The sequence below is a fragment of the Pseudomonas azerbaijanorientalis genome (assembly GCF_019139795.1).
Classification (GTDB): Bacteria; Pseudomonadota; Gammaproteobacteria; order Pseudomonadales; family Pseudomonadaceae; genus Aquipseudomonas; species Aquipseudomonas laurylsulfatiphila.
Genome location: NZ_CP077078.1, coordinates 3950872 through 3977417, shown reverse-complemented (window position 1 = coordinate 3977417; position 26546 = coordinate 3950872). Strand labels below are relative to the sequence as shown.

Annotated in this window: 21 protein-coding genes and 2 pseudogenes; 13 read left to right on the top strand and 10 right to left on the bottom strand. The window is 61.3% G+C overall.

Annotated features, from left to right (window positions below; genetic code table 11):
* Positions 1-301 precede the first annotated feature (301 nt).
* Positions 302-2359, top strand: coding sequence for a carbon starvation CstA family protein (locus KSS91_RS17595; RefSeq protein WP_015095657.1), 2058 nt, complete (start codon positions 302-304; stop codon positions 2357-2359).
* A gap of 14 nt (positions 2360-2373) precedes the next feature.
* A complete protein-coding gene (locus KSS91_RS17590; RefSeq protein ID WP_007976534.1) occupies positions 2374-2571 on the top strand; it encodes a YbdD/YjiX family protein in 198 nt (65 codons plus the stop codon).
* A gap of 124 nt (positions 2572-2695) precedes the next feature.
* On the opposite strand, the gene KSS91_RS17585 is transcribed toward KSS91_RS17590, so the two are convergent.
* Entirely contained in the window at positions 2696-2854 is a 159-nt protein-coding gene (locus tag KSS91_RS17585; RefSeq protein ID WP_217835579.1) for a hypothetical protein, read from the bottom strand.
* Between the two features lie 310 nt (positions 2855-3164).
* On the opposite strand from KSS91_RS17585, the gene katG reads away from it, so the two are divergent.
* Positions 3165-5420 (top strand): catalase/peroxidase HPI, encoded by a 2256-nt coding sequence (katG, locus tag KSS91_RS17580; RefSeq protein WP_217835578.1) that lies wholly within the window; start codon positions 3165-3167, stop codon positions 5418-5420.
* A gap of 216 nt (positions 5421-5636) precedes the next feature.
* On the opposite strand, the gene KSS91_RS17575 is transcribed toward katG, so the two are convergent.
* Positions 5637-7202, bottom strand: a complete 1566-nt coding sequence (locus KSS91_RS17575) for an aldehyde dehydrogenase (NADP(+)) (protein ID WP_217838440.1) — start codon at positions 7200-7202, stop codon at positions 5637-5639.
* Positions 7202-7834: a cysteine hydrolase family protein gene (locus KSS91_RS17570; RefSeq protein WP_217835577.1), complete on the bottom strand. Its 633-nt coding sequence runs from the start codon at positions 7832-7834 to the stop codon at positions 7202-7204. The genes KSS91_RS17575 and KSS91_RS17570 overlap by 1 nt, the downstream gene beginning before the upstream one ends.
* A 99-nt stretch (positions 7835-7933) precedes the next feature.
* Between KSS91_RS17570 and KSS91_RS17565 the strand changes: the two genes are divergently transcribed.
* Positions 7934-8428 carry a winged helix-turn-helix transcriptional regulator gene (locus KSS91_RS17565; protein ID WP_217835576.1) on the top strand — a complete coding sequence of 165 codons (495 nt, stop codon included), beginning with the start codon at positions 7934-7936 and terminating at the stop codon, positions 8426-8428.
* Positions 8429-8591: 163 nt separating this feature from the next.
* Complete coding sequence (locus KSS91_RS17560) at positions 8592-9044, top strand: cupin domain-containing protein (RefSeq protein WP_015095650.1); 453 nt, start codon at positions 8592-8594, stop codon at positions 9042-9044.
* Between the two features lie 137 nt (positions 9045-9181).
* On the opposite strand, the gene KSS91_RS17555 is transcribed toward KSS91_RS17560, so the two are convergent.
* Both KSS91_RS17555 and KSS91_RS17550 read right to left on the bottom strand, forming a co-directional pair.
* Positions 9182-9601 carry an organic hydroperoxide resistance protein gene (locus tag KSS91_RS17555; RefSeq protein WP_217835575.1) on the bottom strand — a complete coding sequence of 140 codons (420 nt, stop codon included), beginning with the start codon at positions 9599-9601 and terminating at the stop codon, positions 9182-9184.
* A gap of 186 nt (positions 9602-9787) precedes the next feature.
* Positions 9788-10672, bottom strand: coding sequence for a LysR family transcriptional regulator (locus KSS91_RS17550; protein ID WP_217835574.1), 885 nt, complete (start codon positions 10670-10672; stop codon positions 9788-9790).
* 343 nt (positions 10673-11015) lie between these two features.
* Between KSS91_RS17550 and KSS91_RS17545 the strand changes: the two genes are divergently transcribed.
* The 6 genes from KSS91_RS17545 to KSS91_RS28295 all read left to right on the top strand — a co-directional run bounded on the left by KSS91_RS17545 (position 11016) and on the right by KSS91_RS28295 (position 17962).
* Entirely contained in the window at positions 11016-12416 is a 1401-nt protein-coding gene (locus KSS91_RS17545; RefSeq protein WP_217835573.1) for an MFS transporter, read from the top strand.
* Positions 12417-12573: 157 nt separating this feature from the next.
* Positions 12574-14577 (top strand): aminotransferase class I/II-fold pyridoxal phosphate-dependent enzyme, encoded by a 2004-nt coding sequence (locus tag KSS91_RS28580; protein ID WP_217835572.1) that lies wholly within the window; start codon positions 12574-12576, stop codon positions 14575-14577.
* 27 nt (positions 14578-14604) lie between these two features.
* The gene (locus KSS91_RS17535) at positions 14605-15387 is read left to right on the top strand and encodes a transporter substrate-binding domain-containing protein (protein WP_217835571.1); all 783 of its coding nucleotides are present in this window, start codon (positions 14605-14607) and stop codon (positions 15385-15387) included.
* Between the two features lie 140 nt (positions 15388-15527).
* The gene (locus KSS91_RS17530; RefSeq protein ID WP_007977785.1) at positions 15528-16241 is read left to right on the top strand and encodes an ABC transporter permease; all 714 of its coding nucleotides are present in this window, start codon (positions 15528-15530) and stop codon (positions 16239-16241) included.
* An 18-nt stretch (positions 16242-16259) separates the two neighbouring features.
* Positions 16260-16958 (top strand): ABC transporter permease subunit, encoded by a 699-nt coding sequence (locus KSS91_RS17525; RefSeq protein WP_015095644.1) that lies wholly within the window; start codon positions 16260-16262, stop codon positions 16956-16958.
* Positions 16958-17962 (top strand): DMT family transporter, encoded by a 1005-nt coding sequence (locus KSS91_RS28295; protein WP_225923693.1) that lies wholly within the window; start codon positions 16958-16960, stop codon positions 17960-17962. Before KSS91_RS17525 ends, KSS91_RS28295 begins: the two co-directional genes overlap by 1 nt.
* Here the strand turns inward: KSS91_RS28295 and KSS91_RS17520 are convergent.
* Positions 17918-18403, bottom strand: a pseudogene (locus KSS91_RS17520) (TetR family transcriptional regulator C-terminal domain-containing protein); the annotation flags it as partial. The gene KSS91_RS28295 and the pseudogene KSS91_RS17520 overlap by 45 nt on opposite strands.
* A 171-nt stretch (positions 18404-18574) precedes the next feature.
* Between KSS91_RS17520 and KSS91_RS17515 the strand changes: the two are divergent.
* The gene (locus tag KSS91_RS17515; RefSeq protein WP_217835570.1) at positions 18575-19591 is read left to right on the top strand and encodes a M14 family metallopeptidase; all 1017 of its coding nucleotides are present in this window, start codon (positions 18575-18577) and stop codon (positions 19589-19591) included.
* 161 nt (positions 19592-19752) lie between these two features.
* Here KSS91_RS17515 and KSS91_RS17510 read toward each other — a convergent pair whose 3' ends face one another.
* Positions 19753-20106, bottom strand: coding sequence for a DUF6124 family protein (locus KSS91_RS17510; protein WP_102675226.1), 354 nt, complete (start codon positions 20104-20106; stop codon positions 19753-19755).
* Between the two features lie 619 nt (positions 20107-20725).
* On the opposite strand from KSS91_RS17510, the gene KSS91_RS17505 reads away from it, so the two are divergent.
* Positions 20726-21202, top strand: a complete 477-nt coding sequence (locus KSS91_RS17505) for an HvfA family oxazolone/thioamide-modified RiPP metallophore (protein ID WP_217835569.1) — start codon at positions 20726-20728, stop codon at positions 21200-21202.
* 116 nt (positions 21203-21318) lie between these two features.
* On the opposite strand, the gene KSS91_RS17500 is transcribed toward KSS91_RS17505, so the two are convergent.
* From KSS91_RS17500 to KSS91_RS17495, 3 genes and pseudogenes are all read right to left on the bottom strand, one after another.
* Positions 21319-24600, bottom strand: coding sequence for a beta strand repeat-containing protein (locus tag KSS91_RS17500; protein ID WP_225923771.1), 3282 nt, complete (start codon positions 24598-24600; stop codon positions 21319-21321).
* Between the two features lie 306 nt (positions 24601-24906).
* Positions 24907-25038 (bottom strand): annotated as a pseudogene (locus KSS91_RS28630) (hypothetical protein); the annotation flags it as partial.
* A gap of 130 nt (positions 25039-25168) precedes the next feature.
* On the bottom strand, positions 25169-26527 hold the full coding sequence (locus KSS91_RS17495) for a Wzz/FepE/Etk N-terminal domain-containing protein (RefSeq protein WP_217835567.1): 1359 nt from the start codon (positions 26525-26527) through the stop codon (positions 25169-25171).
* Positions 26528-26546: the final 19 nt, after the last annotated feature.

Sequence of the window (26546 nt, the reverse complement as noted above, 5' to 3'; positions counted from 1 at the left end):
TGACCATTGGCGGGTGAGGTCATTCAGTTGGAATGCTGAACCTGTGGGAGCGGGCTTGCTCGCGAAGACGGTGTATCAGTCGACATCGATGTTGAATGACAGAATGCCTTCGCGAGCAGGCTCGCTCCCACATTTGATGGGTGGACAGCCACGGATCTACGTAGAACTACGTAGGCGCCACGTACGTAGTAACGCGGATTTATTTGTGGACGGCATGCGCAGATATTGGGCCAGCTCCGCACCGCGGACACAATTATAAAAATTACCGCCGCAGTCACTGGCTGTCGGCAGGAGACACGCTATGCCCCGTCTGGCTAAACACCTCGCCTGGTTTGCCGTGGCTGTCCTGGGAGCGATTGCGCTGAGTGTCGTGGCCCTGCGCCGCGGCGAAGCGATCAACGCCCTGTGGATCGTAGTCGCAGCCGTCGCCATCTACCTCGTTGCCTACCGCTACTACAGCCTGTTCATCGCCAACAAAGTGATGCAGCTCGATCCCACTCGGGCCACGCCGGCTGTGCTCAATAACGATGGTCTGGACTATGTTCCGACCAACAAACACGTGCTGTTCGGTCACCACTTCGCGGCCATTGCCGGTGCCGGTCCGCTGGTCGGCCCGGTACTGGCGGCGCAGATGGGCTACCTGCCCGGCACGCTGTGGCTGATCGCCGGCGTGGTGCTGGCCGGTGCCGTGCAGGACTTCATGGTCCTGTTCATGTCCACCCGCCGCAACGGCCGCTCCCTGGGCGACATGGTCCGCGAGGAAATGGGCCGCATCCCCGGCACCATCGCGCTGTTCGGTTGCTTCCTGATCATGATCATCATCCTCGCGGTGCTGGCGCTGATCGTGGTCAAGGCCCTGGCCGAGAGCCCTTGGGGGATCTTCACGGTGATGGCGACCATCCCGATCGCGATGTTCATGGGCATCTACATGCGCTACATCCGCCCGGGCCGCATCGGTGAGATCTCGGTGATCGGCGTGCTGTTGCTGCTCGGCTCGATCTGGCTCGGCGGGCAGATTGCCGCGGATCCGGTGTGGGCCAAGGCCTTTACCTTTACCGGTATCCAGATCACCTGGATGCTGATCGGCTACGGTTTTGTCGCCGCGGTATTGCCGGTGTGGCTGATCCTGGCGCCCCGTGACTACCTGTCGACCTTCCTGAAAATCGGCACCATCGTGGCCCTGGCCATCGGCATCCTGGTGACCATGCCCGAGCTGAAAATGCCGGCCCTGACCCAGTTCATCGACGGCACCGGCCCGGTCTGGAAGGGCGGCCTGTTCCCGTTCCTGTTCATCACCATCGCCTGTGGCGCGGTGTCGGGTTTCCACGCGCTGATCTCTTCCGGTACCACGCCGAAGTTGCTCGCCAATGAGGGGCATGCCCGTTACATCGGTTACGGCGGCATGCTGATGGAGTCCTTCGTGGCCATCATGGCGATGGTCGCGGCGTCGGTGATCGATCCGGGCGTGTACTTCGCCATGAACAGCCCGGCGGCCGTGGTCGGCGCCGATGCGGTGGCCGTTGCGCAAACCGTCAGCAGCTGGGGCTTTGCGATCACGCCGGAAGCGTTGCAAGCGGTGGCCCACGACATCGGGGAAACCACCATCCTGGCCCGTGCCGGCGGTGCGCCGACCCTGGCGGTGGGGATCGCGCAGATCCTGCACCAGCTGTTGCCGGGCGAGAACACCATGGCGTTCTGGTACCACTTCGCGATCCTGTTCGAAGCACTGTTCATCCTGACCGCAGTCGACGCCGGTACCCGTGCCGGGCGCTTCATGCTCCAGGACCTGCTCGGCTCGTTCGTGCCGGCCCTGCGCCGCACCGAGTCCTGGACCGCCAACCTGATCGCTACCGCCGGTTGCGTGGCCATGTGGGGTTATCTGCTGTACCAGGGCGTGATCGATCCGCTGGGCGGCATCAACACCTTGTGGCCGTTGTTCGGTATCTCCAACCAGATGCTGGCCGGTATTGCGCTGATGCTCGGCACCGTGGTGCTGATCAAGATGAAACGCCAGCGTTATGCCTGGGTCACCTTGCTTCCGGCTGTGTGGTTGCTGATTTGCACCACCACCGCCGGATTCATCAAGCTGTTCGATGCCAACCCGGCGATCGGCTTCCTCGCCCTGGCGAAGAAGTACAGCGATGCCCTGGCCAATGGTCAGGTGCTGGCCCCGGCCAAGAGCATCGAGCAGATGCAACACGTGATCTTCAACGCCTACACCAACGCCACGCTGACCGCACTGTTCCTGTTCGTGGTGTTCAGCATCCTGTTCTTCGCGCTCAAGGTCGGTATCGCCGCCTGGGGCAACAAAGAGCGTACGGATAAAGAAGCGCCATTCCAGGCTCTGCCGAATGCATAGGCGAGGAGGGCAGCATGTTCAATGACCTGAGTCGCCTCGGTAAATACCTCGGTCAGGCCGCGCGCCTGATGGTCGGCATGCCCGACTACGACAACTACGTCGAGCACATGCAGACCAAGCACCCGGACAAACCGGTGATGGACTACGAGGCGTTCTTCCGCGAGCGCCAGGAAGCCCGTTACGGCAGTAAAGCCGGACCCAAGTGCTGTTGAGTGAACAATAAAAAACCGGCTGAAAAGCCGGTTTTTTATTGCGTGCAGCAAAGTCTCGAGTGATTGAGGCCGCGCGGCGATCCGAATCGTCGCCGCCCCTGTTGTCCTTGTTGCCCCGGATCAGTCATGGGGCCTTGTCATTCTTTCTCCCGTGAGGCTGATGATCCGGCTTGGCGATCTTGAGCGCCCGGTCGGCGACCTTGGCGTTATGCACCAGGCGACAGAGCACGGCAACAACGATGATCGCCAGTAATACCCAGATGACAATGGCTTTGAGGTACATGGCGCAACCTCTCGCGGCAAACAATCCTTCCTGTCGCCAACGTCCTTGTAGCAAATGGTATTAATCCATTGTGGCAGGTGTTGATGATATTGCATCGCATGACTGATTTGCGCTGTTTATCAGCTATCTCCCCCGGATGAAGCGACAGTTTCCCGGACCGGTACTTTAATGGATGTTCTGGAGCGACTGATCGCGGGGCTGTCATAGCCTCAAGGCTATGGATCCCATACCGAAAAGCTATTTCATCAATCGGTGATCCGGATCCACGCTCAAGGGTGGTTAGCTGAAAACAAAATCAAGAGGAGATGCCATGTCAACTGAATCGAAATGCCCGTTCAATCACGCCGCTGGCGGTGGCACGACGAACCGCGACTGGTGGCCGAACCAACTGAACCTGAAGATCCTGAGTCAACACTCGCCCAAGTCTGACCCGTTGGGGGGCGACTTCAACTACGCCGAAGCCTTCAAGAGCCTTGACTTCCAGGCGCTGAAAAAAGACCTGACTGCGCTGATGACCGATTCCCAGGACTGGTGGCCGGCGGACTTCGGTCACTATGGGCCGCTCTTTATCCGCATGTCCTGGCACGCCGCAGGCACCTATCGCACCGGTGACGGCCGGGGCGGTGCCGGTTCCGGCCAGCAACGCTTTGCACCGCTCAACAGCTGGCCGGACAACGTCAGCCTCGACAAGGCCCGCCGGCTGCTGTGGCCGATCAAGCAAAAGTACGGCAACAAGATCTCCTGGGCCGACCTGATCGTCCTCACCGGCAACGTCGCCCTGGAATCCATGGGCTTCAAGACGTTTGGTTTTTCCGGTGGACGCGCGGATGTCTGGGAGCCGGATGAAGACGTTTACTGGGGTTCTGAAAGCAAATGGCTGGGCGGTGACTCGCGTTACGGAAAAGAAGACAAACCGGTGCAGAAACCCGGCGATGTGCCCTTGGTGGCTGAGCCCGGCAGAAACGAGGACAGCCGTACCGAAAATGGCCGCAATCTGGAAAACCCCCTCGCCGCGGTGCAGATGGGCCTGATCTATGTGAACCCGGAAGGCCCGGAAGGCGAACCGGACCCGGTCGCCTCGGCCAAGGACATCCGCGAAACCTTCGGCCGCATGGCGATGAACGATGAGGAAACCGTGGCGTTGATCGCCGGTGGCCACGCCTTCGGCAAGACCCACGGCGCCGGGCCTGCCGACAACGTCGGGCCGGAACCTGAAGCCGCCGGCCTGGAGCTGCAAGGCCTGGGCTGGAAGAGCACATTCGGCACCGGCAAAGGGGCCGATGCCATCACCAGCGGCCTGGAAGTGACCTGGACCACCACGCCCACCAAATGGAGCAACAACTACCTGGAAAACCTGTTCGGTTTCGACTGGGAACTGACCAAGAGCCCGGCCGGCGCCCATCAGTGGAAACCGAAGAACGGTGCCGGTGCCGGGATCATTCCGGATGCCTTTGATCCGTCCAAACGTCGTGATCCGACCATGCTGACCTCGGACCTGGCCCTGCGTTTCGACCCGATCTACGAGCCGATTGCCCGGCGCTTCCTGGCCAACCCCGATCAACTGGCCGATGCCTTCGCGCGCGCCTGGTACAAACTCATTCACCGGGACATGGGCCCGCTCTCGCGCTACCTCGGCCCGGAAATGCCGGGCGAAGAACTGCTGTGGCAAGACCCGATCCCTGCCGTCGATCATCCGCTGGTCAACGACAGCGATGTGGCGGGCCTGAAAAGCAAGGTGCTGGCGTCCGGCCTGTCGGTCTCGCAGCTGGTATCGACGGCGTGGGCCGCCGCGTCCAGCTTCCGTGGCTCCGACAAACGCGGCGGTGCCAACGGCGGGCGCCTGCGCCTGGCGCCGCAGAAGTCCTGGCCGGCCAACCAGCCGGAGCAACTGGCCAACGTGCTGGCCAAACTTGAAGGCATCCAGAAGGAGTTCAACAGTGGAGGCAAGAAAATCTCCCTGGCCGACCTGATCGTGCTCGCCGGTGGTGCGGGTGTCGAACAGGCGGCGAAAAACGCCGGCCACAGTGTGACGGTGCCGTTCACCCCGGGACGCACGGACGCCAGCCAGGAACAGACCGATGTCGAGTCCTTCGGTTTCCTTGAACCGATTGCCGACGGCTTCCGTAACTACCTGAAAACCCAGTACCGCGTGCCCGCCGAATCCTTGCTGATCGACAAGGCACAATTGCTGACGCTCAGCGCACCGGAAATGACGGTACTGCTGGGCGGCCTGCGGGTGTTGAACACCAACGTCGGCCAGAGCAAACACGGTGTGTTCACCCAGCGGCCGGAAGCGCTGACCAATGACTTCTTCACCAACCTGCTGGACATGGGGGTGGAGTGGAAGCCGGTGTCGGATGCCCAGCAGGAGTTTGAAGGGCGTGACCGCAAAACCGGTGCGGTGAAGTGGACGGGCACCCGGGTTGACCTGGTCTTCGGTTCGAACGCGCAGCTGCGTGCGCTGGCCGAAGTCTATGCCAGCGCCGATGCGCAGCAGAAATTCGTCAAGGACTTCGTGGCTGCGTGGACCAAAGTGATGAACCTGGATCGCTTCGATCTGGCGTAATCAAAAGGCCTGAACTTGCCGCGACCTGCTGGGACCCGGTCGCGGCAAGCCCTTCTACTGTTGTTCCCCCAGCTCCTCATCTGAAAATCTCTCGCCACCTGTAGGAGCGAGCTTGCTCGCGATGGACTCAAGTGCGCCGCGTTTAGCCAGCGAGCACGCGTATTCGTTAACGACCATCGCGAGCGAGCTCGCTCCTACAGAGTTGACGGTATGGCGTTAATGACCGTCGACAAGACGCGGCAACCCCAAGGGATTCCCCTCACGCAAACCTTCAGGCAGCAAGGCATCCGGAAACCCCTGGTAAGCCACCGGGCGCAGGAAGCGCTCGATGGCGGTCATGCCCACCGAGGTAAAGCGGCTGTCCGAGGTGGCCGGAAACGGCCCGCCATGCACGGTGGCAAAACAAACTTCCTGCGGATGGGCGAAGGCGTTGACCACGATGCGCCCGGTGCGTCGTTCCAGGGTTGGCAGCAGGCGACGGGCCAGTGGCAGGTCGTCCTGTTCAAGGTGCAGGGTCGCGCTGAGTTGCCCCTTGAAGGAGCTCGCTACCCGCAACAGCTCTGCTTCATCCCGGACCTTCACCAGCAGCGCGGACGGGCCGAATACCTCCTGGGAAAGCACTGGCTCGGCGAGAAAATGTTCGCCATCGACTTCGAACAGCGCCGAGCGGCCATCGACTTCAGCGGTGGATGTCGAGCCCGCGGCGACGAGGCGGGCGCCGGCGTTTTCCAGGGTGCGCAGCCCGTTCAGATAGGCTGCATGGATGCCCGGTGTCAGCATCGTGCGCGCCGGTGCTGCGCTCACGCGACTGCTCATGGCGTGGCGCAGTGCTGCAAACCCTGCGCCCTCGACGGCCAGCAGAATCGCCGGCTTGAGGCAGGCTTGCCCGACGTTGACCAGCATGCGCTCGACAAAGCCATCGCCAATCGCCGCGCCGCGTTCGGCCAGTGCCCGGGGCAGGATGAAGGTCGGGTTGACGCTGGTCATTTCGGCGAAGACCGGAATCGGCTCGGGGCGCAATTGCGCACGCCGATACAGCGCCATGCCACCCTGTTCGGAACCGGTGAAGGTCACGGCCTTGAGCAGCGGATGATCGACCAGCGCTTCGCCGATGGCATTGCCGCCGCCACGCACCATGGAGAACACGCCTTCGGGCAATCCGCAGTCTTGCACCGCCTGGCGGATCGCCCGGGCCTGGATTTCCGAGGCGCCGGGATGCGCGTTGTGCGCCTTGAGAATGACGGTCGAGCCCGCCGCCAGCGCCGACGCGGTATCGCCACCGGCCACCGAATAGGCGATGGGGAAGTTGCTCGCACCGAAAATCGCCACCGGGCCGATGGCGATTTTTTGCAGGCGATGATCCATGCGCGGGCGTGGCTGGCGCTCGGGTTGCGCCGGGTCGATGGCCAGTTGCAGGAAACGCCCCTTGCGCACCACATCGGCGAACTGACGGAACTGGGTGGCCGCCTTGATGGCCTCGCCTTCCAGTTGCGCCTCCGGCACGCCGGTTTCCAGGGCGGCGCGTGCCGCCAGCGCCGTGTGAACGCGGTTGAGGTTGTCGGCGATGCGTTCGAGAAACGCCGCCCGCACGGCGAGCGAGGTGTGGCTGTACACATCGAACGCTTCATCGGCCAGGGTCGCCGCCCGGTCGACATCGGCCACGCTACCCAGCGCAAACGCCGGTTCAATCGGCTGGTTGGTCGCGGGATTGAGCGCCTTCAGGGTGCCTTCGCTGGCGCCGACATCGCTGGCGCCGATCAGCAGGTTGCCGGTCAACTGCATCACGCACCTGCCTGTGCCAGTGCGGCAACCAGTTCATCGGTGGTCAGGATGGCGTGAGCGAAAGTCGGGCCGTTCAGCTCATGGGCCGAATGCATCATCTCCGGTATGAAGGCTGCGGTCGCGTCGCGTACCAGGGTGACGTGATAGCCGAGTTCCTGAGCGTAACGGGCGGTTGCCTCGATGCAGGTATTGGCCAGCAGGCCGACGATGATCACGTGGGTGATACCCTTTTGCTTGAGGCGAAAATCCAGGTCGGTATTGGCAAAGCCGCTGGAACCCCAATGTTCCTGAACGATGATGTCGCCTTCCTGCGGCGCGAAGTCGGGATGCCATTCGCCGCCCCATTCCCCGCGGGCGAAGTGGTGCATGTGCATGATCTTGCACTGGGTGGGGCTTGGGTGATCCCAGTTTTCGTAGTCGCCTTTTTCCCAGCGGTGGTGCGGTACGATGACCACCGGAATGTTGAGCCCGCGAACGGTGCGATCAAGCGTACGCAGGTTGTCGAGCAGGCCGACTCGCGTGGCAATGGGCTCGATCAAGGGGTAGATCTTTCCGCCTTCCGACAGAAAATCGTTGTAGGGGTCGACCAGCAGGTAGGCCGTCCGATCAAGAGGGTAGGTGGCGTTGGACATGGCGGTGCTCCGCAAGATAATCCGTGGATGATGAAGTGTAGCTGCCAGCAATTCATGTAGATATGATAATCATAGTAACTAGGCAAGAGGCAATACCGCATGTCGGTGAAAGCAACCGTTTCTGAAACCCTGTGTCCGATTTCCCGGGCCGAAGCCGTCGTGGGCGACCGCTGGACGGTGCTGGTGCTGCGTGAGTTGTTCATGGGCAGTCATCGTTTTGATGAAATCCAGGCGCAGACCGGCGGTACGCCGCAAATGGTCGCGGCGCGCTTGAAGAGCATGGAGGCTGACGGGCTCCTGGAGCGGCGTGCCTATAGCGAACGGCCCAAACGCTACGAATATCACCTCACGGAAAAGGGCGATGCGTTCCATTCGGTGGTGCTGGCGCTGCGGGCCTGGGGCGAAACCTGGTGCAAATCGCCCGGGGAAGGTTTGGCGGTGGTCTATACCCACCGCAGTTGCGGCGAGCCCGCCGGGCTCGGTCCGCTGTGCGCCCATTGCGGGCAGCCCCTGCGCCGCGCAGACCTGATCAGTGAGCCGAGTGCCGCCTATATCGCCGAACGCGGTGCCCGGCGCGAAGCGTTCAAGGGCTAGCGGCGGGTTTGTATCGGCAGGTATCGGCAACGTCCGCCGTTACCCGGGCATACAAAACCGGGGTTTCCAGACACTCGGGCGATACACGACAGCCTTCTAATGCAACCACCGGCACCGTGTCATTTTCGGCACGGCTGGCCAGGGTTCAACTGGAGGAAAGGCAATGTTGCGCATCAACACCCGTCATACCATCGGCAAGCTTGGTCTGGTTCTGACCGCTGCAGGGCTCGCTGCCTTCGCGAGTCTCTCTCAAGCCCAGGAAACACAGCCGGCTCCGGCGATGAAAAGCTGGCAGCAGGGCCTGCATCGCACCGATCTGGTACGCGAAGACCTGGGCGCCGCCGATCGCGAAGTCACTCAGGTGCTCGTGGACTTCGACCCGGGCGTGACATCACCCAAACACGCTCACCCCGGCGTAGAAGTGGCGCACGTGATCAGCGGCACCTTCGAATATCAGCTGGAAGGGCGGGCACCGGTGACGCTCAAGGCCGGTGATTCGTTGTACATTCCTGAAGGCGTCGCCCATGTGGCGAAGAATGTGGGCCAGGACAAGGCCTCGGAACTGGCAACCTATATCGTCAAGAAAGGCCAGCCGCTGCTGATCCTCAAGGAGTAGGTCAACTGTAGGAGCGAGCCTGCTCGCGATGGTCGTTAACGATAACGCGTGCTCACTGGCTAAACGCGGCGCTCTCTAGACCATCGCGAGCAAGCTCGCTCCCACAACAACAAAAACGATTGCGGTGTCCGCGTCGGTCAAACCAGATTGATTTCGACGTCAATATTGCCGCGGGTCGCTTTGGAGTACGGGCAAGTCTGATGCGCCAGTTCCACCACGTTGCGTGCGATGGCCGGGTCCAGGCCCGGTAGGCTGACATTCAGGCGGGCTTGAAGGAAGAAAGCGTTTTCGGACTTGCCCAGATCGATTTCGGCATCCACCGCAACGTCGCTCGGCAACGCCACTTTCAGCGCGACGCACGCCTTGCCCATCGCCCCGATGAAACAGGCCGACCAACCCGCCGCCAGCAGTTGCTCAGGATTGGTGCCGGCGCCCGAAGAGCCGGGAGGCGAAAGCTGGATGTCCAGGCGTCCATCGGTGCTGCGCGCCTGACCGTCGCGGCCGCCGGTGGAGTGGGTCTTGCCGGTGTACAGCACGGTCTCGATTGCATTGATCATGGTGGTATTTCCTGTCAGTGGGTTGCTGGAATGCTCGGAAAGCCTGCGCTTTGCGATGCGCGCCACTGTTTCATTTCCATGTACTGCACATATGTCCTGAACCTGGCGGATGTGTATCGCTGTGTAAGGTTGCCGGGTGGACATACAGTTCGATACAAACCGCTTGAATGCGCGCGGCGTCGGAGGTTATTGACTGCAAACCTCCCACACGCAACCGCGCAGCCAGCGATGGGCCGGGTCGGCGTCCATGCGCGGGTGCCACAGCATCGACACCGTGATCGGCGGCGTGGGGAAGGGCAACGCAAAGCAATGCATGCCCTGGCACAGGTTGCCGACGTGCCGCTGCGGCACGCTGGCGACCAGGTCTGAAGCCCGCGCCAATGCAATCGCGGACGAAAAGCCGGCGACGATGGTGATGATCTCCCGCTTCAGTCCCAACTCAGTCAAGGCGTCGTCCATCACGCCTTTTTCGTGGCCCCGGCGTGAAACCAGAATGTGCCGGGCGTCGGCATAACGCACCGGTGTGACATCGCCTTGAGTCAGTGGATGGCCCTCGCGCACCACGCCAATGAAGCGGTCGTGAAACAGCATCCGGGTCCGCACTTCCGGGCTGGTGGATTCGCCGATCACGCCGGTTTCCAGGTCCACCGAACCGTCGCGCAGCAGGGCGCTGTCCTTGTTCAGCTTCTGCACGAAATTCAGGCGGACACCGGGCGCCTCCCGGCTGATACGGGCGATCAGTGGCGCGCCGAAATTTTCCACGAAGCCGTCGCTGGTGCGCAGGGTGAAGGTGCGTACCAGTTGATCGAGGTCAAGTGCCTCGGCGGGGCGCAGGACGGCTTCGGCATCCTGCACGAGCACGCCGACGCGCTCACGCAACTCCAGCGCCCGGGGCGTGGGAACAAGTCTGCGTCCGGCCCGCACCAGCAACGGATCGCCCGTGGTTTCGCGCAATCGCGCCAGCGCCCGGCTCATGGCCGACGGGCTCAGGCGCAAACGCTGCGCGGCCCGGGCCACGCTGCCTTCTTCGAGCAACACGTTCAGGGTGATCAGCAGATTGAGGTCTGGCATGGAATCAACTCCTGTGGGAGCAGGCCTGTGGTGAAAGGGGCTTGTGGTGAGGGGCCTGTAGTGAGTGACCTGTGGCGAGGGGGCTTGCCCCCGTTTGAGTGCGTAGCACTCACAAAGATCTTTGGTGCATCAGAGATTTTGGGGCTGCTTCGCAACCCAGCGGGGGCAAGCCCCCTCGCCACAGGTCCCTCACCACAAGCCCCCCCCTCACCACAGGCCCGCTCCCACACTGGTTTGTGGGTAAGTGGCGTCTGGTGCATGTATTCAGTGCAAACGCTGCGTCTTCCGCCATGTTATGGCTGGGCTTAGGCTCCAGACAACCTGTTTGCGGAGTCGCGAGAAAATGAAGTCCATATCGATTCGGGGCGCGCTGGCTAGCCTGTCGCTGTCCATGTTGCTGTCATCCCTGGGCACGAGCATTGCCAACGTGGGTTTACCGACACTGGCCGCCGCGTTCTCGGCCTCTTTCCAGCAAGTGCAATGGGTGGTGCTTTCTTATCTGCTGGCGATCACGGCGCTGATCGTCAGTGTCGGGCGGCTCGGAGACATCATTGGCCGTCGGCGTTTGTTGTTGATCGGGATGGGTGTGTTTACCGCCGCTTCAGTCCTGTGCGCCGTCTCATCCGCTCTCGGGTGGCTGATTGCCGCCCGGGCCCTGCAGGGCATCGGCGCGGCCATCATGATGGCGTTGACCCTGGCGCTGGTGAGCGGGGCGGTGCCCAAGGCAAAACTGGGCAGTGCGATGGGCCTGCTCGGCACGATGTCGGCGATTGGTACCTCGCTCGGCCCGACCCTCGGCGGATTTCTGATTGCCAATTTCGGGTGGCAGGCGATTTTTCTGCTCAATGTGCCGCTGGGCGTTTTGGCGATGGGCCTCGCGCAGCGTTTTCTACCGAAAGATCGCCCTGAGAAAAGGGCGGACCGAGCGGGTTTCGATGTCCTCGGTACCCTGGTACTGGTGTTGACGCTGCTGGCCTATGCGCTGGCGATGACCCTCGGGCGCGGCAGTTTTACTCCGCTGAACCTGGCACTGCTGCTGGTGGCCGTGGTGGGGTCGGGCGTGTTTGTGTTCGTCGAGCGCAGCGCCGAGTCGCCGCTGGTTCGACCGGCGATGTTCCGCAATGTGCAGCTGAGCGCAGGTTTCGCCATGAGCCTGCTGGTGACGACCGTGGTCATGGCCACCCTGGTGGTGGGGCCGTTTTATCTCTCCGGCGCACTGGCACTGAATGCAGCGAGCGTTGGCCTGGTGATGTCGACGGGGCCGCTGGTCGCCGCACTGGTCGGGGTCCCGGCGGGTCGATGGGTCGACAGATTGGGCGCACATCGATCCGGCACGTTCGGATTGCTGGCCATGCTGACCGGCGCTTGCATCCTGCCTGCCGTGCCAACGGACTTCGGTACGCTCGGCTACATCGTGCCCCTGGCGGTCATGACCGCCGGTTATGCGCTGTTCCAGGCGGCCAACAATACCGCCGTGCTGGCGGACATCACGCCGCAAGAGCGCGGCGTGGTCTCCGGTCTGCTCGGGTTGTCGCGCAATCTCGGCTTGATCACCGGCGCTGGCGTCATGGGCGCCGTGTTCGCCTTCGGCACCGCCAGCCACGATGTTTTGCAGGCGCCACCCGAGGCCATCGCGCAGGGGATGCGCTTGACGTTTGCGGTCGCGGCGGGGTTGATCTGCATCGCCCTGGCGATTGGCGCGGTCAGCAAAATCGTTTCACGTCGCCTGATCGCGTCGTGCTGAAAAACGGCGCGACTGTCGTGAAAACGACCTGTTTGCGCTGAACGCGAAGCCTTGTGAGTTTTCTGTTGAACGAGTGTTCAGTCTGGACTATGTTGAGGGCCACCTTCCCCCGGCTGGTTGCGGGCTTGCGTTTCTTCAATTCGAACGAGGCACTGGCATGCGGTTTTCACCCTTTGTAGAGCGGATCAGTGGCCAAGGCGTTGCCGCCTGGGATATTCACTACGCGGCCAACGCGGCACAGCGCAACGGCGAGGACGTGATCATCCTCAGCGTCGGCGACCCGGATTTTCCCACCCCGGATTTCATCACCGATGCCGCCATCCACGCCTTGCGCGAAGGGGATACCCACTACACCGAAATCGCCGGCCGCCAGGCGCTGCGTGAAGCCATCGCCGGCCGCTACAGCCGGTTGATCGACCGCGAACTGCAGGCGTCGAACATCATTCTCACCGCCGGTGCGCAGAACGCTTTGTTCGCCACCTCGATGTGCCTGCTCGGTGCCGGCGACGAAGTGATCGCCTTCGACCCGATGTACGTCACCTACGAAGCCACGCTCAAGGCGTCCGGCGCCACGCTGGTGCGGGTGCCCTGTGCGGCGGATTCGGGTTTCCGCCTCGATGCCGCCGTGTTGGCCAAGGCCATCACCCCGCGTACCCGGGCGATTTTCTTCTCCAACCCGAACAACCCCACCGGCGTGGTGCTGGGTCGCGAAGAGCTGCAAGCCATCGCCGATCTCGCCATCGCCCATGACCTGTGGGTGGTGGTGGACGAGGTCTACGAGAGCCTCGCCTACGAACGTGAACACCTGAGCCTGGCGGCGTTGCCGGGCATGGCCGAGCGCTGCGTGGTGATCGGCAGCCTGTCGAAATCCCATGCCATGACCGGCTGGCGCATCGGCTGGGTCGTGGCCAACGAAGCCCTGGTCAACCATGTCGAGACCCTGGTGCTGAGCATGCTGTACGGCTTGCCCGGTTTCGTCATGGAAGCGGCGCTCAAGGCGGTGCAGTCCCATGATGAAGTCACCCACGGCATGCGCGAGATCTATCGCCGGCGCCGCGATCTGGTGGTGTCCGGCCTGGCCGATTGCCCGGGCATCAGCGTGCTCAACCCGGATGCCGGCATGTTCGTGCTGGTGGACGTGCGCGGCACCGGCCTGACCTCGCTGGAATTCGCCTGGCGCCTGCTGCGTGAAGCCGGTGTCTCGGTCCTGGATGCGGCGGCATTCGGTGAGCCAGCCCAGGGTTTTGTACGGCTCTCGTTCACCCTCAGTGAAGAGCGACTGGCCCAGGCCTGTCAGCGCATTCGCGGCTTTGTCCAGGTGCTCAACGGCGAAGCGCCGAGGCCGGTGATCGGCACCGTGACCAGTACCGCAACCGTCGAACCGACTGCGGCCAGGACCATGATCGAGGTCGATCGCCTGCACAAACGCTTCGGCAATATCGAAGTGCTCAAGGGCGTATCCCTGACCGCCCGCGAGGGCGAGGTGATTTCCCTGATCGGTGCCAGCGGCTCGGGCAAAAGTACCTTGCTGCGCTGCATCAACATGCTCGAAGTGCCCGACCAGGGCCGCATTCTGGTCGATGGCGAAAGCATTCACCTCAACCAGAATCGCCCCGGCGCACCGCTGGTGTCGGACGCCAAACAGCTGGTGCGCATCAGGTCGAGCCTGGGCATGGTGTTCCAGAACTTCAACCTCTGGCCCCATCGCACGGTGCTGGAAAACCTCATCGAAGCGCCGACCCAGGTCCTGCGTGAAAGCCGTGCGGAGGCCACCGAACGGGCCGAAGCCCTGCTCGAACGCGTCGGGCTTGCGGCCAAGCGCAACGAGTACCCGGCGTTTCTCTCCGGGGGACAGCAACAACGGGTGGCCATCGCCCGGGCCCTGGCCATGCGGCCCAAGGTCATGCTGTTCGATGAACCCACCTCGGCACTCGACCCGGAACTGGTCGGGGAAGTGCTGCGGGTGATCCGCTCCCTCGCCGAAGAAGGCCGGACCATGATCCTGGTGACTCATGAAATGGCTTTCGCACGCGATGTCTCTTCCAAAGTCGCCTTCCTGCATCAAGGGCTGATCGAGGAAACCGGTTCGCCGGACGAAGTGTTCGTACACCCACGCAGCGAGCGTTGCCGACAATTCGTCAACGCTCATCAGACTCGCTAACTCATCATAAAAAGACGGGAAAACAACATGGGAAATCGACGTTTTGCAAACTGGTTGACCGGTGCGGCCTGCGTAATGCTGGCCGGCATGAGCGCGGCACAGGCACAGCCGATCCGTTTCGCGGTGGCCGCCGAACCCTATCCGCCGTACACCGAAAAGCAGGCCAACGGTGAGTGGAAGGGCTTTGAAGTCGACCTGATCCACAAGCTGTGCAGCGAAATGAAAGCCGATTGCGAGATCAAGGAAGTGGCGTGGGACGGCATCATTCCGTCGCTGCTGGCGAAGAAGATCGACGTGATCTTTTCTTCGATGTCGGTGACCGAAGAACGGGAAAAACAGATCGCCTTCAGCAAGGCCTACTACGATTCGGCGATTGCCGTCGTCGGCCCGAAAGAGACGTCAGTGAAGAAGTACCCGGATGACCTCAAGGGCAAGATCATCGGCGTGCAGAACTCGACGGTGAGCGCCAACTACCTGAAGACCTACTACGAAAAAATCGCCGAGGTTAAGTACTACGACACCCAGGACTCGGCCAACGCCGACCTGATTGCCGGGCGCATCGACCTGATGATGGCCGACGGCACCGCCATGGCCGCCTTCGTCAAGACCCCGGATGCCAAGGACCTGGCCTACCTCGGCACCGTGCCCTATGACCCGATCTTCGGCAAAGGCGTAGGCGCCGGCCTGCGCAAGGACGACACCGAGCTCAAGGCGAAACTCGACAAGGCCATCCAGGAATTGCTGGCGAGCAAGGACTACGACGACCTGTCCCAGAGCTACTTCGGCACCAGCGTGAAGCCGGCGTTCTGATGAACTGAACGCAATCCCCTGTGGGAGCGGGCTTGCTCGCGAAAGCGGTGTGTCAGTCGACATCAATGTTGAATGTCAGGCCGCATTCGCGAGCAAGCCCGCTCCCACAAGGTCCGGTGTTGTTTTTACTGGAGGTTGATATGCCGGCAATGTTCGATCTGATCAATTTCACCGAACAGGGATGGGGCAGTGCGCTGTTGAAGGGGCTCTGGATGACCCTGCAGATTTCCGCCGGGGCCTTTGTGCTCGGGCTGGCCATCGGACTGGTGGTGGCGTGCCTCAAGCTCGGCGCGCCGAAGCCGATTGCAGCGCTGATGCGCGGCTACACCACCTTGTTCCGCGCGGTGCCGGAGCTGCTGCTGATTCTGTTGCTGTACTACGTCGGCTCCATGCTTCTCAATTCGCTGATGACCAAACTCGGCTACGGCGTGGTGAACGTCAGCGGTCCGCTGGCGGCCATCGTCGTGCTGGGGCTGGTGCAGGGCGCCTACGCCTCGGAGATTTTCCGCGCGGCGATCCAGGCGATCCCCTTCGGCCAGATCGAAGCGGCCAAGGCGTTCGGCCTCAACGGTTTCGGCCTGTTCCGCCGGGTCACGCTGCCGATCATGGCGCCTTACGCCATGGCCGGGATGGCCAACCTGTGGATCAACCTGATCAAGGACAGCGCACTGATCAGCGTGGTCGGCACCAACGAACTGTTGTACACCGCCAAGCAAGGCGCGGGATCGACGCGCCACTATCTGTTGTTCTACCTCACGGCTGCCGCGCTGTACTACGCGGTGACCTTGGCGTCGAACTATCTTTCGGGACGGTTGGAGCGACGCATTCGTCGCTGGATGCCTCTTGTTGACTGAACCGGCAGAGAGAATGAAATGATTCCAGCGTGGATAGTTGAATACGGGGCACTGTTGGGCCGGGGGCTGCAAACCACCCTCATCATTCTGTTGGTCTCCAGTGTGTTCGGTTACCTGCTGGCGGTGCTGGTGGCGCTGGCGCGGATCTCGAAAAACAAGGTGATCGCCAAGGTCAGCCTGTTCTACACCAGCGTCACGCGCGGCACGCCGTTGCTGATCCAGATCTACATCTACTACTACGGGCTGGGCAGCCTGTTTGCCCAGTTCCCGCTGATTCGCGGCAGCTTCCTCTGGCCGTACCTGCGCGATGGCTACTGGTACATCGTGTTCGCCCTGGTGGTGTCGATGGGGGCCTATGTCGGCGAAGTGATTCGCGGTGGCCTGCTGGCGGTGCCCAAGGGGGAAATGGAAGCGGCCTCGGCCTTTGGCATGACCGCGCGCCAGTCGTTGCTGCGGGTGCGTTTGCCCCGGGCCCTGCGCCTGCTGTTGCCGACCCTGGCGGGGGAAACCGTGATGCTGCTCAAGTCCACGGCACTGGCCTCGACCATCGCCGTGATCGACCTGCTCGGCGCCGCCAACGTGGTCCGCGCGCAAACCCTGCAAGTGTACGAGCCCCTGTTGCTGGTGGCCGGGGTCTACGTCTGCCTGACCTTCCTGATCGAAGCGCTGTTTGCCTTCGCCGAGCGGCGCGGAACGCCTGTGCGCAGGTCCGCCTGATGAGTTCGTCGACAGTCGACCGCTCGCTGCAGGGCATTGGCCTGTGCACCCTGGGCTACGCGTTCCTGTCGTTGCAGGATGCGGTCATCAAGTGGCTGGTGGCCGATTATTCGGTGGTCACCATTCTGTTCTGGCGCGCCGCCGTGGTGGTCGTGGCCGTGCTGCTGGCGGGGCGTTCGCGCGTTATCCAGCGGGCCTGGCATTCACCGAGCAGGCGCCTGTTGGTGGTGCGCGGCTTGCTGTCGATAGTGGCCTGGGTGTTGTACTACACGGCGGCCCGGGACCTGACCCTGGCCGAGATGACCACCCTGTATTTTTCCGCGCCGATCATGGTCACGGTGCTGGCGGCGGTGATCCTCAAGGAGCGCGCCAGCGGCTGGCAGTGGTTCAGCCTGATCGTCGGATTCGTCGGAGTGGTCATTGCCTGTCGCCCCGACCACATGACCGATCCGTTGCCGATCGTCCTGACCTTGCTGGCGGCGATGTGCTGGGCGTTCACTTACATCCAGCTGCGACAGGTGGATGACCAGACCTCCGTGCTGGAACAGATGCTGATCACCAACGTGGTGTTTGTGATTTGCATGGCGGTGGCCCTGCCGTGGACTTACACACCCTCGCCGACACCGGCCTGGCTGGGCATGCTCGGCGCCGGCCTGGTGGGCGGCATCGGCCAGTTTCTGTTGTTCGCCAGTTTCCGCCGGGCCACCGCGACTTTGCTCGCGCCGTTCGAATACACCGGCTTGATCTGGGCGTTTGCCCTGTCGAGCCTGGTCTGGGGCACGCTGATGGACACGTCACTGATGATCGGCGCCGGGCTGATCGCCGTCAGCGGCACCCTGGCGATGATCTTCGGCCGGCACCCGTCACAGGACGTCGTCGGTGCTGAATGCTCCGTGACGCAGCCCCTTTATCCAGCAACGGCAGATATGCAGTCCGTTGGCGGCGCTGAAGGTCTCGGGGTTCAGGCACCACTCGAGCCAGAGACCGTCGAGCATCGCCGATAGGCCGATGGCGGCCAGGCGGGTGTCGTGAATCACGAAGCCTTCGCTGGCGGCCAGCCCGTCGAGCAACTGGCGGATCAGATCGAGGTAGGCGCGGTAGCTTTTTTCGTGGGACTGGCTGACGTGTTCGGAGTGACGGATCAGGCTCCAGAACACCACCCACACCCCGAGCAGTTTCGGGTCCATGACCCTGGGTGAAAACGAGCCTTCCAGGAAGGCATCGATCTTCTGCGCAGGTGTCTGTGCCTGTTCGATTTCCTGGAGCAGGGCAGTGGTCAGCTCGCTCGCGAGCCGCTGGTAGGTGTCGGCGATCAGTGCCTCGATGCTGCCGAAGTGATGGTTGAGCAAACCCACGGACACCCCGGCTTCGGTGGCGATGCGCCGCACGGAGATTCCGGCGTGACCGTCGCGGCCCAGGCAGCGCAGGGTGGCCGCCACCAGCATTTCGCGGCGGTCTTCGGGTTCGGCGCGACGGTTTTTCGGGGCATCGGTTGTCACAAGGCTGTCCCTGGATGAGCTTCCACGCTGTCGAGCTTAGTTGAACGCCTGTTCAATCACCAGCCTCGACCGCTGCGATACAGCGTTTTTCAACGGTCATGACAGGAGGGAAAGCCAATGCCGCAGGATATTTCGTTCAGTGTCAGCAACAACAACGGCGATGCCGTGCGGGTCGGTGCCTGGCGCTATGCCGGCGATGGCAGCGGGCCGAACGTGCACCTGCAGGCCGGAGTGCATGCCGATGAAATCGCCGGGATGCTGGTCCTGCACGTGCTGATGCAACGGCTACAGATCGCCGAAGCCCAGGGCCGGCTCAAGGGCCAGGTCACCGTGGTGCCTCAAGCCAATCCACTGGGCATCGGACAGTTTCGCCAGGGCCGGATACTCGGGCGTTACCACGACGCGACCGGGCACAACTTCAATCGCGCGTTCGACCAGTCGGCGGCCATGGCGCGACCTTCGACCTGCGTCCAGCAATGGCAAAAGCAACTGGTGCAACTGGCCGCCCCGGCCGACGTGATGCTCGACCTGCACACCGACGACGAAGCCCTGCCGTACCTCTACGTGCACCGCAGTTTCTGGCCCCGCGGTCGCGAACTGGCGGCGGCGATGAAGATGGACGTGGCGATCATCTGGGATGACGGCGGCGACGGTTCCTTCGAAGAAACCATCATCGCCCCATGGATACGCGACGGCGTCACAGCAGGGCGCATGGCCGCGACCCTGGAGCTGCGAGGGCAGGGCGATGTCAACGACCGTTTCGCCGAGTCGGATGCCGAAGGGCTGTACCACTGGCTGTGCGCGTTCGGCGTCATCGATGAGTCCGTGGCGCTTGCAGACTGGCCCGTCGAGGCCGTGGAAATGGGCCACATGGAAACCATCATCGCCCCGCAACCCGGTGTGCTGATCTTCGAAAAAGAGCTGGGGGATTTTGTCGAAGAAGGGCAGCGCTTTGCCCGGATCCTCAGGACCCCCGGCGACCCGACTTCCGAAGTGATCCTGCATGCCGAACAAGCAGGACGCCTGGTCACGCGCTATCGCGACCGACTGATCGCCCAGGGCATGGGCGTAGCGAAATTCACCGGCAGCCGGATGTCGCGTCACTGGAGCGGCGGCTTACTCGACCCGAACTAAGCCATCACCCAACATCAAACACACAACCCCTGTGGCGAGGGGGCTTGCCCCCGTTGGGCTGCGAAGCGGCCCCCGCTTTTCTTCAGTCAAATAGTGCAGTCAGGTTTTGCGACGGCTTCGCCGCCGAACGGGGGCAAGCCCCCTCGCCACAGAGTCAGTGTTTATTCACGCGGATCAATCTGATCCAACACCCGATTCGCCGTAATCTCCGCCAGCATCACACTATTGGAAATCCCCAACAGGGCATTGCGCGACCCACCCTCCAGATGATCCACCAACTGATGCACCATCACATCAACCGAGGCCAGCGTCTCGACCAGATACACCATCAGCGTTTCGGTATCGGCCTCGGGGTCGACGGTAAACAGCGTGCCAGGCGTGCGCGGCGTGGCTTTGATGTCGGCGGTGGAGGGGACGTGGAAGGCGGATTCGGCGGCCTCGTTGAGCCTGTTTGAATCGGGTTCGCAGGGGGATGTCGGATCGGTGTCCGGCGGGTTGGGGGTGACCTTGAACATGGCAACTCTCCGTCTACGAGTTAAAGCTGCACCATTCGGTTCCAAGCGAAGGGTGGCAGCTGTACGCAGGTTGGAACCCGGGGTAAACGGAACCCGGCAGACCTCGAAGGTCTCCCACGCACAGCCGCCATAACGGAGTACACACTCAAAAGCATGCAAGCATTGTTATGAAGGGCGTCATGCGCCGTTTACTCATCAGGGTTCCAAGCCTGATCGCTGAATTGGCAGCGACGCGGACACGATAGAACCCGACCCCTAGACGCACAAGCCGGCGGATTCTGGCGTACCCGTAGGCAACGACGCAAGGTCTTGTAGCCCGCCGGAAATACCCTACAACCTTTTTAAACAAGCGCTCGTGGGCAATGTCGAGCGATCCCCACGCAAGCAAAAAACATCCCTGATCACTGAATACCGGCTTTCGTGTATCGCTGTGTATCAGCGCACGAAATCCGACTACAACCCTACAAAACCCACTCACCACGGATACAGCCGGGATACACCACTGGGGCCAAATAGACCTGCCAAAGCGAGAAGCACAACGCAGCTCGCAACCAGGTTCATCAACCCTTGTGGTACGACCAAAAGTGGTCCCGCCACGTCATTGATCCGGAGTATCAACATGTCTCGTATCCAGTCGAACAAAACCCGTATTGGCCTGATCGCTGTTGCACTGGTCGGCGGTATCAACTTCGCCTCCTCGGCATTTTCCGCCGAAGCCCTGCCTCAGGGCTATCAACTGGCCTCCGCGGAAAAGACCAGCGAAGGCAAGTGTGGCGAGGGCAAGTGTGGCGAAGGCAAGTGCGGTGCCAGCGAAGCCAGCGCGCAAAAGACCCAGGCCGAAGGCAAGTGCGGTGAAGGCAAGTGCGGCGATGCGTCTTTCGCCCGCACAGACACCGATGATGACGGACGCGTGTCGCTCAAGGAACTGCTGGCCGTGGCGCCCAAGGGCACAGAGGAATTCAAGGCGATGGACGCCAACGGCGACGGCTTCCTGTCCGAGGGTGAGGTGTACAAGTTCCGCACCAACCAGTACACCTCCAACGGCAAGAAAGTGCCGACCGAGTTGTTCACCAAGTTGAGCCAGGCTAAAGAGTGATCAGCCGCTAACAAAAAACCCTTCCTGCGTTGATGCGCAGGAAGGGTTTTTGGTATGGGCTAGTAAATCAAGGGCGATTCACCACGCGCCACGATGTCAGGTGCCAGATCCGCAAGTCAAAGTATAAAGTCTGCCGTGGTCGCGGTGTTGAGACCGACGATCTGGATGGCGAACTCGGCGGCGCCGTCGGCATCGGTGTTGCCATAGAGCACGCCCCCTGAAACTTTCAACTGGCCGGCCGCACTGAAGGCTGCGGTACTACCGATGATCGAATTGAAGGCTTCATTGGTTACCGTCGCCGTGTTGGCGTCCAGCGTCGACAGGTCAATCTTGTCGGTCCCTCGGGTGAAGTCACTGATGATGTCCCAGGTGGAGCTGGTCAGCCCCGTTTCAGCGACGACGTTGAAGTCGAAGATGTCGTTGCCGGCGCCGCCGGTGAGAACATCCTTGCCCATCCCGCCGATCAGGATGTCGTTCCCGCTTCCACCGTTCAGCAGGTTGGCGGCGGCGTTGCCCGTGAGCCTGTCGTTGTAGTTGGAACCGGTGAGGTTTTCGATGGCTAGCAGGATGTCGGAGCCTGATCCACCGGTGGCCTGGGCCGTGGTCACGGCCAGGCTGGCGCTGACGGCGCTGGCGGCATAGAGGTAGGAGGCGGTGTCGACGCCGGTGCTGCCATCGAGCAGGTTGCTGCCGGCCCCGGAATAGAGCGTGTTGTCGAGACTGTTGCCCGTAAGGGTGGCGGCCCCGGTCGTGAGGAGGCGCCCGTTCTCGACATTGGCGCCCAGGGTGTAGACGCTGATAAAGCTGTAGACCGTGTCGCTGCCGCCAATGCTTGCCGTGGCATTGGTTTCCATCACGACGTCGAGAATGTTGTCGACGTAATAGGAGTCAGAACCATCACCGCCCGTCATCCTGTCGAGGCCTGCGCCGCCATTCAAAACGTCATTGCCGGCGCCACCAATGAGCAGGTTGGCTGCGCCGTTACCCGTGAGCGTGTCGTTGTAGTTGGAGCCCGTGAGGTTTTCGATGGCGATCAGGGTGTCCGAGCCTGATCCAGCTGTGGCCTGGGCCGTGGCCACAGCCAGGTTGACGGTGACTGCGCTGCCGGCATAGACGTAAGAGGCCGTGTCGACGCCGATGCCGCCATTGAGGACGTTGTTGCCGGCCGCGGCAAACAGGGTGTTGTCGAGGCTATTGCCTGTGAGAGCGGCAATCCCGGTGGCGAGGAGGCGACCGTTCTCGACATTGGTGCCGAGGGTGTAGGCGCCGAGATAGCTGTAGACCGTGTCGCTGCCGCCGGAACTGGCCGTCGAATTGGTTTCAATCACGACGTCGCCGGCGCTGCTGACGTAGTAGGTGTCAGAACCCTCACCGCCTGTCATTCGGTCGAGGCCTGCGCCGCCATTCAAAACGTCATTACCGGCACCACCATCGAGCAGGTTGGCGGCGGCGTTGCCCGTGAGCGTGTCGTTGTAGTTGGAGCCGGTGAGGTTTTCGATGGCGATCAGGGTGTCGGAGCCTGATCCGCCGGTGGCCTGGGCCGTGGTCACGGCCAGGCTGACGGTGACTGCGCTGCCGGCATAGGCGTAAGAGGCTGTGTCGACACCGGTGCTGCCATTGAGGACGTTGCTACCGGCCGCGGCAAACAGGGTGTTGTCGAGGCTATTGCCCGTGAGAGTGGCAACCCCGGTGGCGAGGAGGCGACCGTTCTCGACATTGGCGCCGAGGGTGTAGGTGTCGAGGTAGCTATAGACCGTGTCGCTGCCGCCGGTGCTGGCTATCGCATTGGTTTCAACCACGACGTCGTCGGCGCTGCTGACGTAGTAGGTGTCAGAACCCTCACCGCCCGTCATTCTGTCGAGGCCTGCGCCGCCATTCAAAACGTCATTGCCGGCGCCACCGTTCAGCAGGTTGGCGGCGGCGTTGCCCGTGAGCGTGTCGTCGTAGTTGGAGCCCGTGAGGTTTTCGATGGCGATCAGGGTGTCGGTGCCTGATCCGCCGGTTGCCTGGGCCGTGGTCATTGCCAGGCTGGCGGTAACTGCACTGCCGGCATAGACGTAGGAGACCGCGTCGACGCCGGTCATGCCATTGAGGACATTGTTGCCGGTCCCGGAAAAGAGGGTGTTATTGAGGCTGTTGCCTGTGAGGGCGGCAACCCCGGTGGCGGTGAGGCGCCCGTTCTCGACATTGGCGCCGAGGGTGTAGGCGTTGAGCGCGCTATGGACGGTATCGCTACCGCCGCTGCTGAGCGTCGCATCGGTTTCGGTAACGACGTCGCCGATGTTGTCGACATAGTAGGTGTCGTTGCCGAGTCCGCCGATCAAAGTGTCGGCACCCGACTTGCCGCTGAGGATATTGGCCGCATTATCGCCGGTCAGAACATCATTGAAACTACTGCCGATGATGTTCTCGATACTCCACAACTGGTCGGCAAAGTCTGAGATGGCTTGTTCCACGTCGTTGATGAAATTCCCTATGCCGGTCTCCGGAGCAGGCCTGCTGTTAAGCAGGGCAATGGCACCCGTTGCATACCCAAAGCCGCTGGTCAGGTTCACCACCACGCTCGATTGGGCATTGGCATAACTGACGAAATCGTTGCCGGTGCCACCGTCGAGGGTTTCGCCGTGGTAGAACCAGAATTCAAAGCCGCTAATCTGATTGCCAAATTCATCGTATGTCGTCTCGTAATCAATCGACTCCAGCGTCGCCGAATATCCCCCTTCAGCCATCAGGGTATCGTTGCCGCCTTCTCCCTTGACAAGATCACGACCGACACTGCCATCGAGGGTATTGTCTTGCGAGTTACCGATCAGGGTGTCGTTGAACCGGCTTCCGATCACCGCCTCGATGCTTCCCAGGGCGTCCGTGCCGGAGCCGCCCGTGACTTGCGATACGGAGCCCAGATTGATGGTGACAGCAGCGTCCGCGTACTCATATGAAACGGTATCGAAGCCCGTATTACCGTAGAGACTATTATTGCCGCTACCAGAGTAGAGTACGTTGTCGAGAGCGTTGCCGCCCAGGTTGGAGGTCCCGGTCGAGAGAATGCGGCCACTCTCGATATTGGCACCGAGCACGTAATTGGCGAGGGAGTTGGCGACCAGGTCAACGCCGCCGGTGCCGGTTTCGCTGACCACATCGGCGAGATTGTCGACGTAATAGGTGTCGCCTCCATCGCCGCCCTGCATCAAGTCGGCACCCGCGCCTCCGTCCAGGATATCGTCGCCACCGTAGCCCATCAGGGTGTTCTTGCCACTGTTGCCGGTCAGCCGGTTGTTCAGGTCGTTACCGTCACCATTGATATTTTCGCTGCCTGTCAGTTCCAGGTTTTCCAGGGTGCTGCCCAGGGTGTAGCTGGCCAGGCTGGACTTGACCAGATCGGTACCACCGCTGTCCACTATTTGGTCTTGGTCTACGTGGTAGTTGTAGAAGAAGCTTTCGCCGACGTTATGCGGGGAGGCTAATCCCCCCGCAGACTCAAAGGAAACCCAGTGGGTGATAATAATACCCCTGCCACGGTCGTCGTAGCTGGCTTGGCCCCAATACAGTCCGGATGATTCGGAAAGGAATATAGCGTCGATTGGCGGTGGAGTAGCGCCCCATACATACTTGGGGTCCATGACGCCGGTAATCAAAAGCCCGGATACATTTGTGAAGTCAGACTTCAGCTCGGGGATTTTATCGAGAATGTAGGTGTCATCTCCGCTGCCGCCGTCCAACGTGTCCAGACCTACACCGCCGTCGAGAATGTCATCCCCCGCCAGGCCGATAATGCTGTCGGGCTGACTTGTCCCGAACAGTTCATCGCTGTTCGTTGTGCCTGTAATCACGGCCATGTGTGATTTCCTTTATTCAGGGCAGCAAATGGAAACCCACGCGGCCGTATGGTTCATTGTCATCAGTGACCGGCAGCTTGAAATCGCCAGGCAATTCATCGAAATTCGTCGAGGCCACGCAGGCCAACACTCATGATATGCGGCTATTTGCCATCGTGCTTGTTGATTGCCCTAAAAGCACTTTCTCTGTGCTCACCGCGTAACGGCTGGCAGAGCGCCTAAGTACAATGCCGCGTATCAGTGCGACGAATATTCCGAGCACACAGCCTCCGAACATCCCGAGAATCAGGATCAGCAACTTGTTAGGCTTTATCGGGTTGTTTGGCTTGACAGCCTGCTGGTCAATCTTGACCAGCGCCAGGTCACTCAGATCGCGATTGATATGTTCCAATCTTGTTTTTTCTGCCCGCATATCAACCAGCGTGTTCAGGAATAGATCATCATTTTTGCGCGATTTAAGTCGTTCAATCTGTCGATTTTGTTCCAGCAGCTGAAGCTCTTTTTTGATCTCGGAGATCCGGGGGCTGGCATGGTCGTCAGACTTTCGTGCCAGCAGGGCATTTCGCTCGGCCCCAAGCGCTTCAGTGCCCATGAAGTGCAGCGGGAACTGCTCGTTGAAAACTTCCGCACGAAAAACATTGCCCTGAGTTACACCGTTGCTTTGCCCCATCGCCGTGGGGGTAGTCGGTTTCACGATCCCCAACTCACGGGCGATGTTGATTGACTCGTTCAACTGGGCGATACGACTTTCCCGACGGTCGCGCAGCTCTGTACGAAGTGCACGCAACTCATCCTGCAACTGTGCGCGCCGGAGAAAGTCACTTTCGCTGATTTTGGCAATGGTTGAGTCCTTGTCGGCCTCATAACTGGCGCGGGCAATACCCATCTTGCGTTCCAAGGTGTTGAGACTGTTGTCAATCACACTGTTCAAGTCGTCCTGGATCTGCTTGCGTTCGCTTTTGATGGCCTCTTGCACGATCCCGTTAAGAATGACATGACCTTCGACTGTTCCCGGAAAAGTGATTTCCAGTCCGACGAAGTTGGTAAGGTTGTCGCCACCCTTGTTACTTGGCTGAGTAATCCTGAATGCATCGCTGTTGAAGCGTTCGAAGGCTTGTGTCAAGTCACCTGAGTCAATACCGGAGAATTGCTCTTGGTGCTGATCGAAGTAGGATTTACGCACTTCATAGGAGTTGAGTGCAGCACCGACGCGTTTGAGTGATTCTTCGGGATTGAGTGCGTAAACTCCTGTCTGATTGAGTGCATCAAGATCTTTAATAGACGGAGGACGAAGAAATGTCTTCGTCCGGTATTGAGGTGTCGCTGTAAAGGCGTAGACCGCTGCCAGCGTTGTGACTGCCAGGGCTATGCCTGCGATCAGGTACTTTTGATGCCACAGGGTGGTGAAAAAATCACCCAAGTCAATTTCTTGAGTATTGAACGGAATCGTGATGGGGCGGGGCGGTGGTAACGATTCAGCGTGACTCATACAAACTCCATTGCAAAAT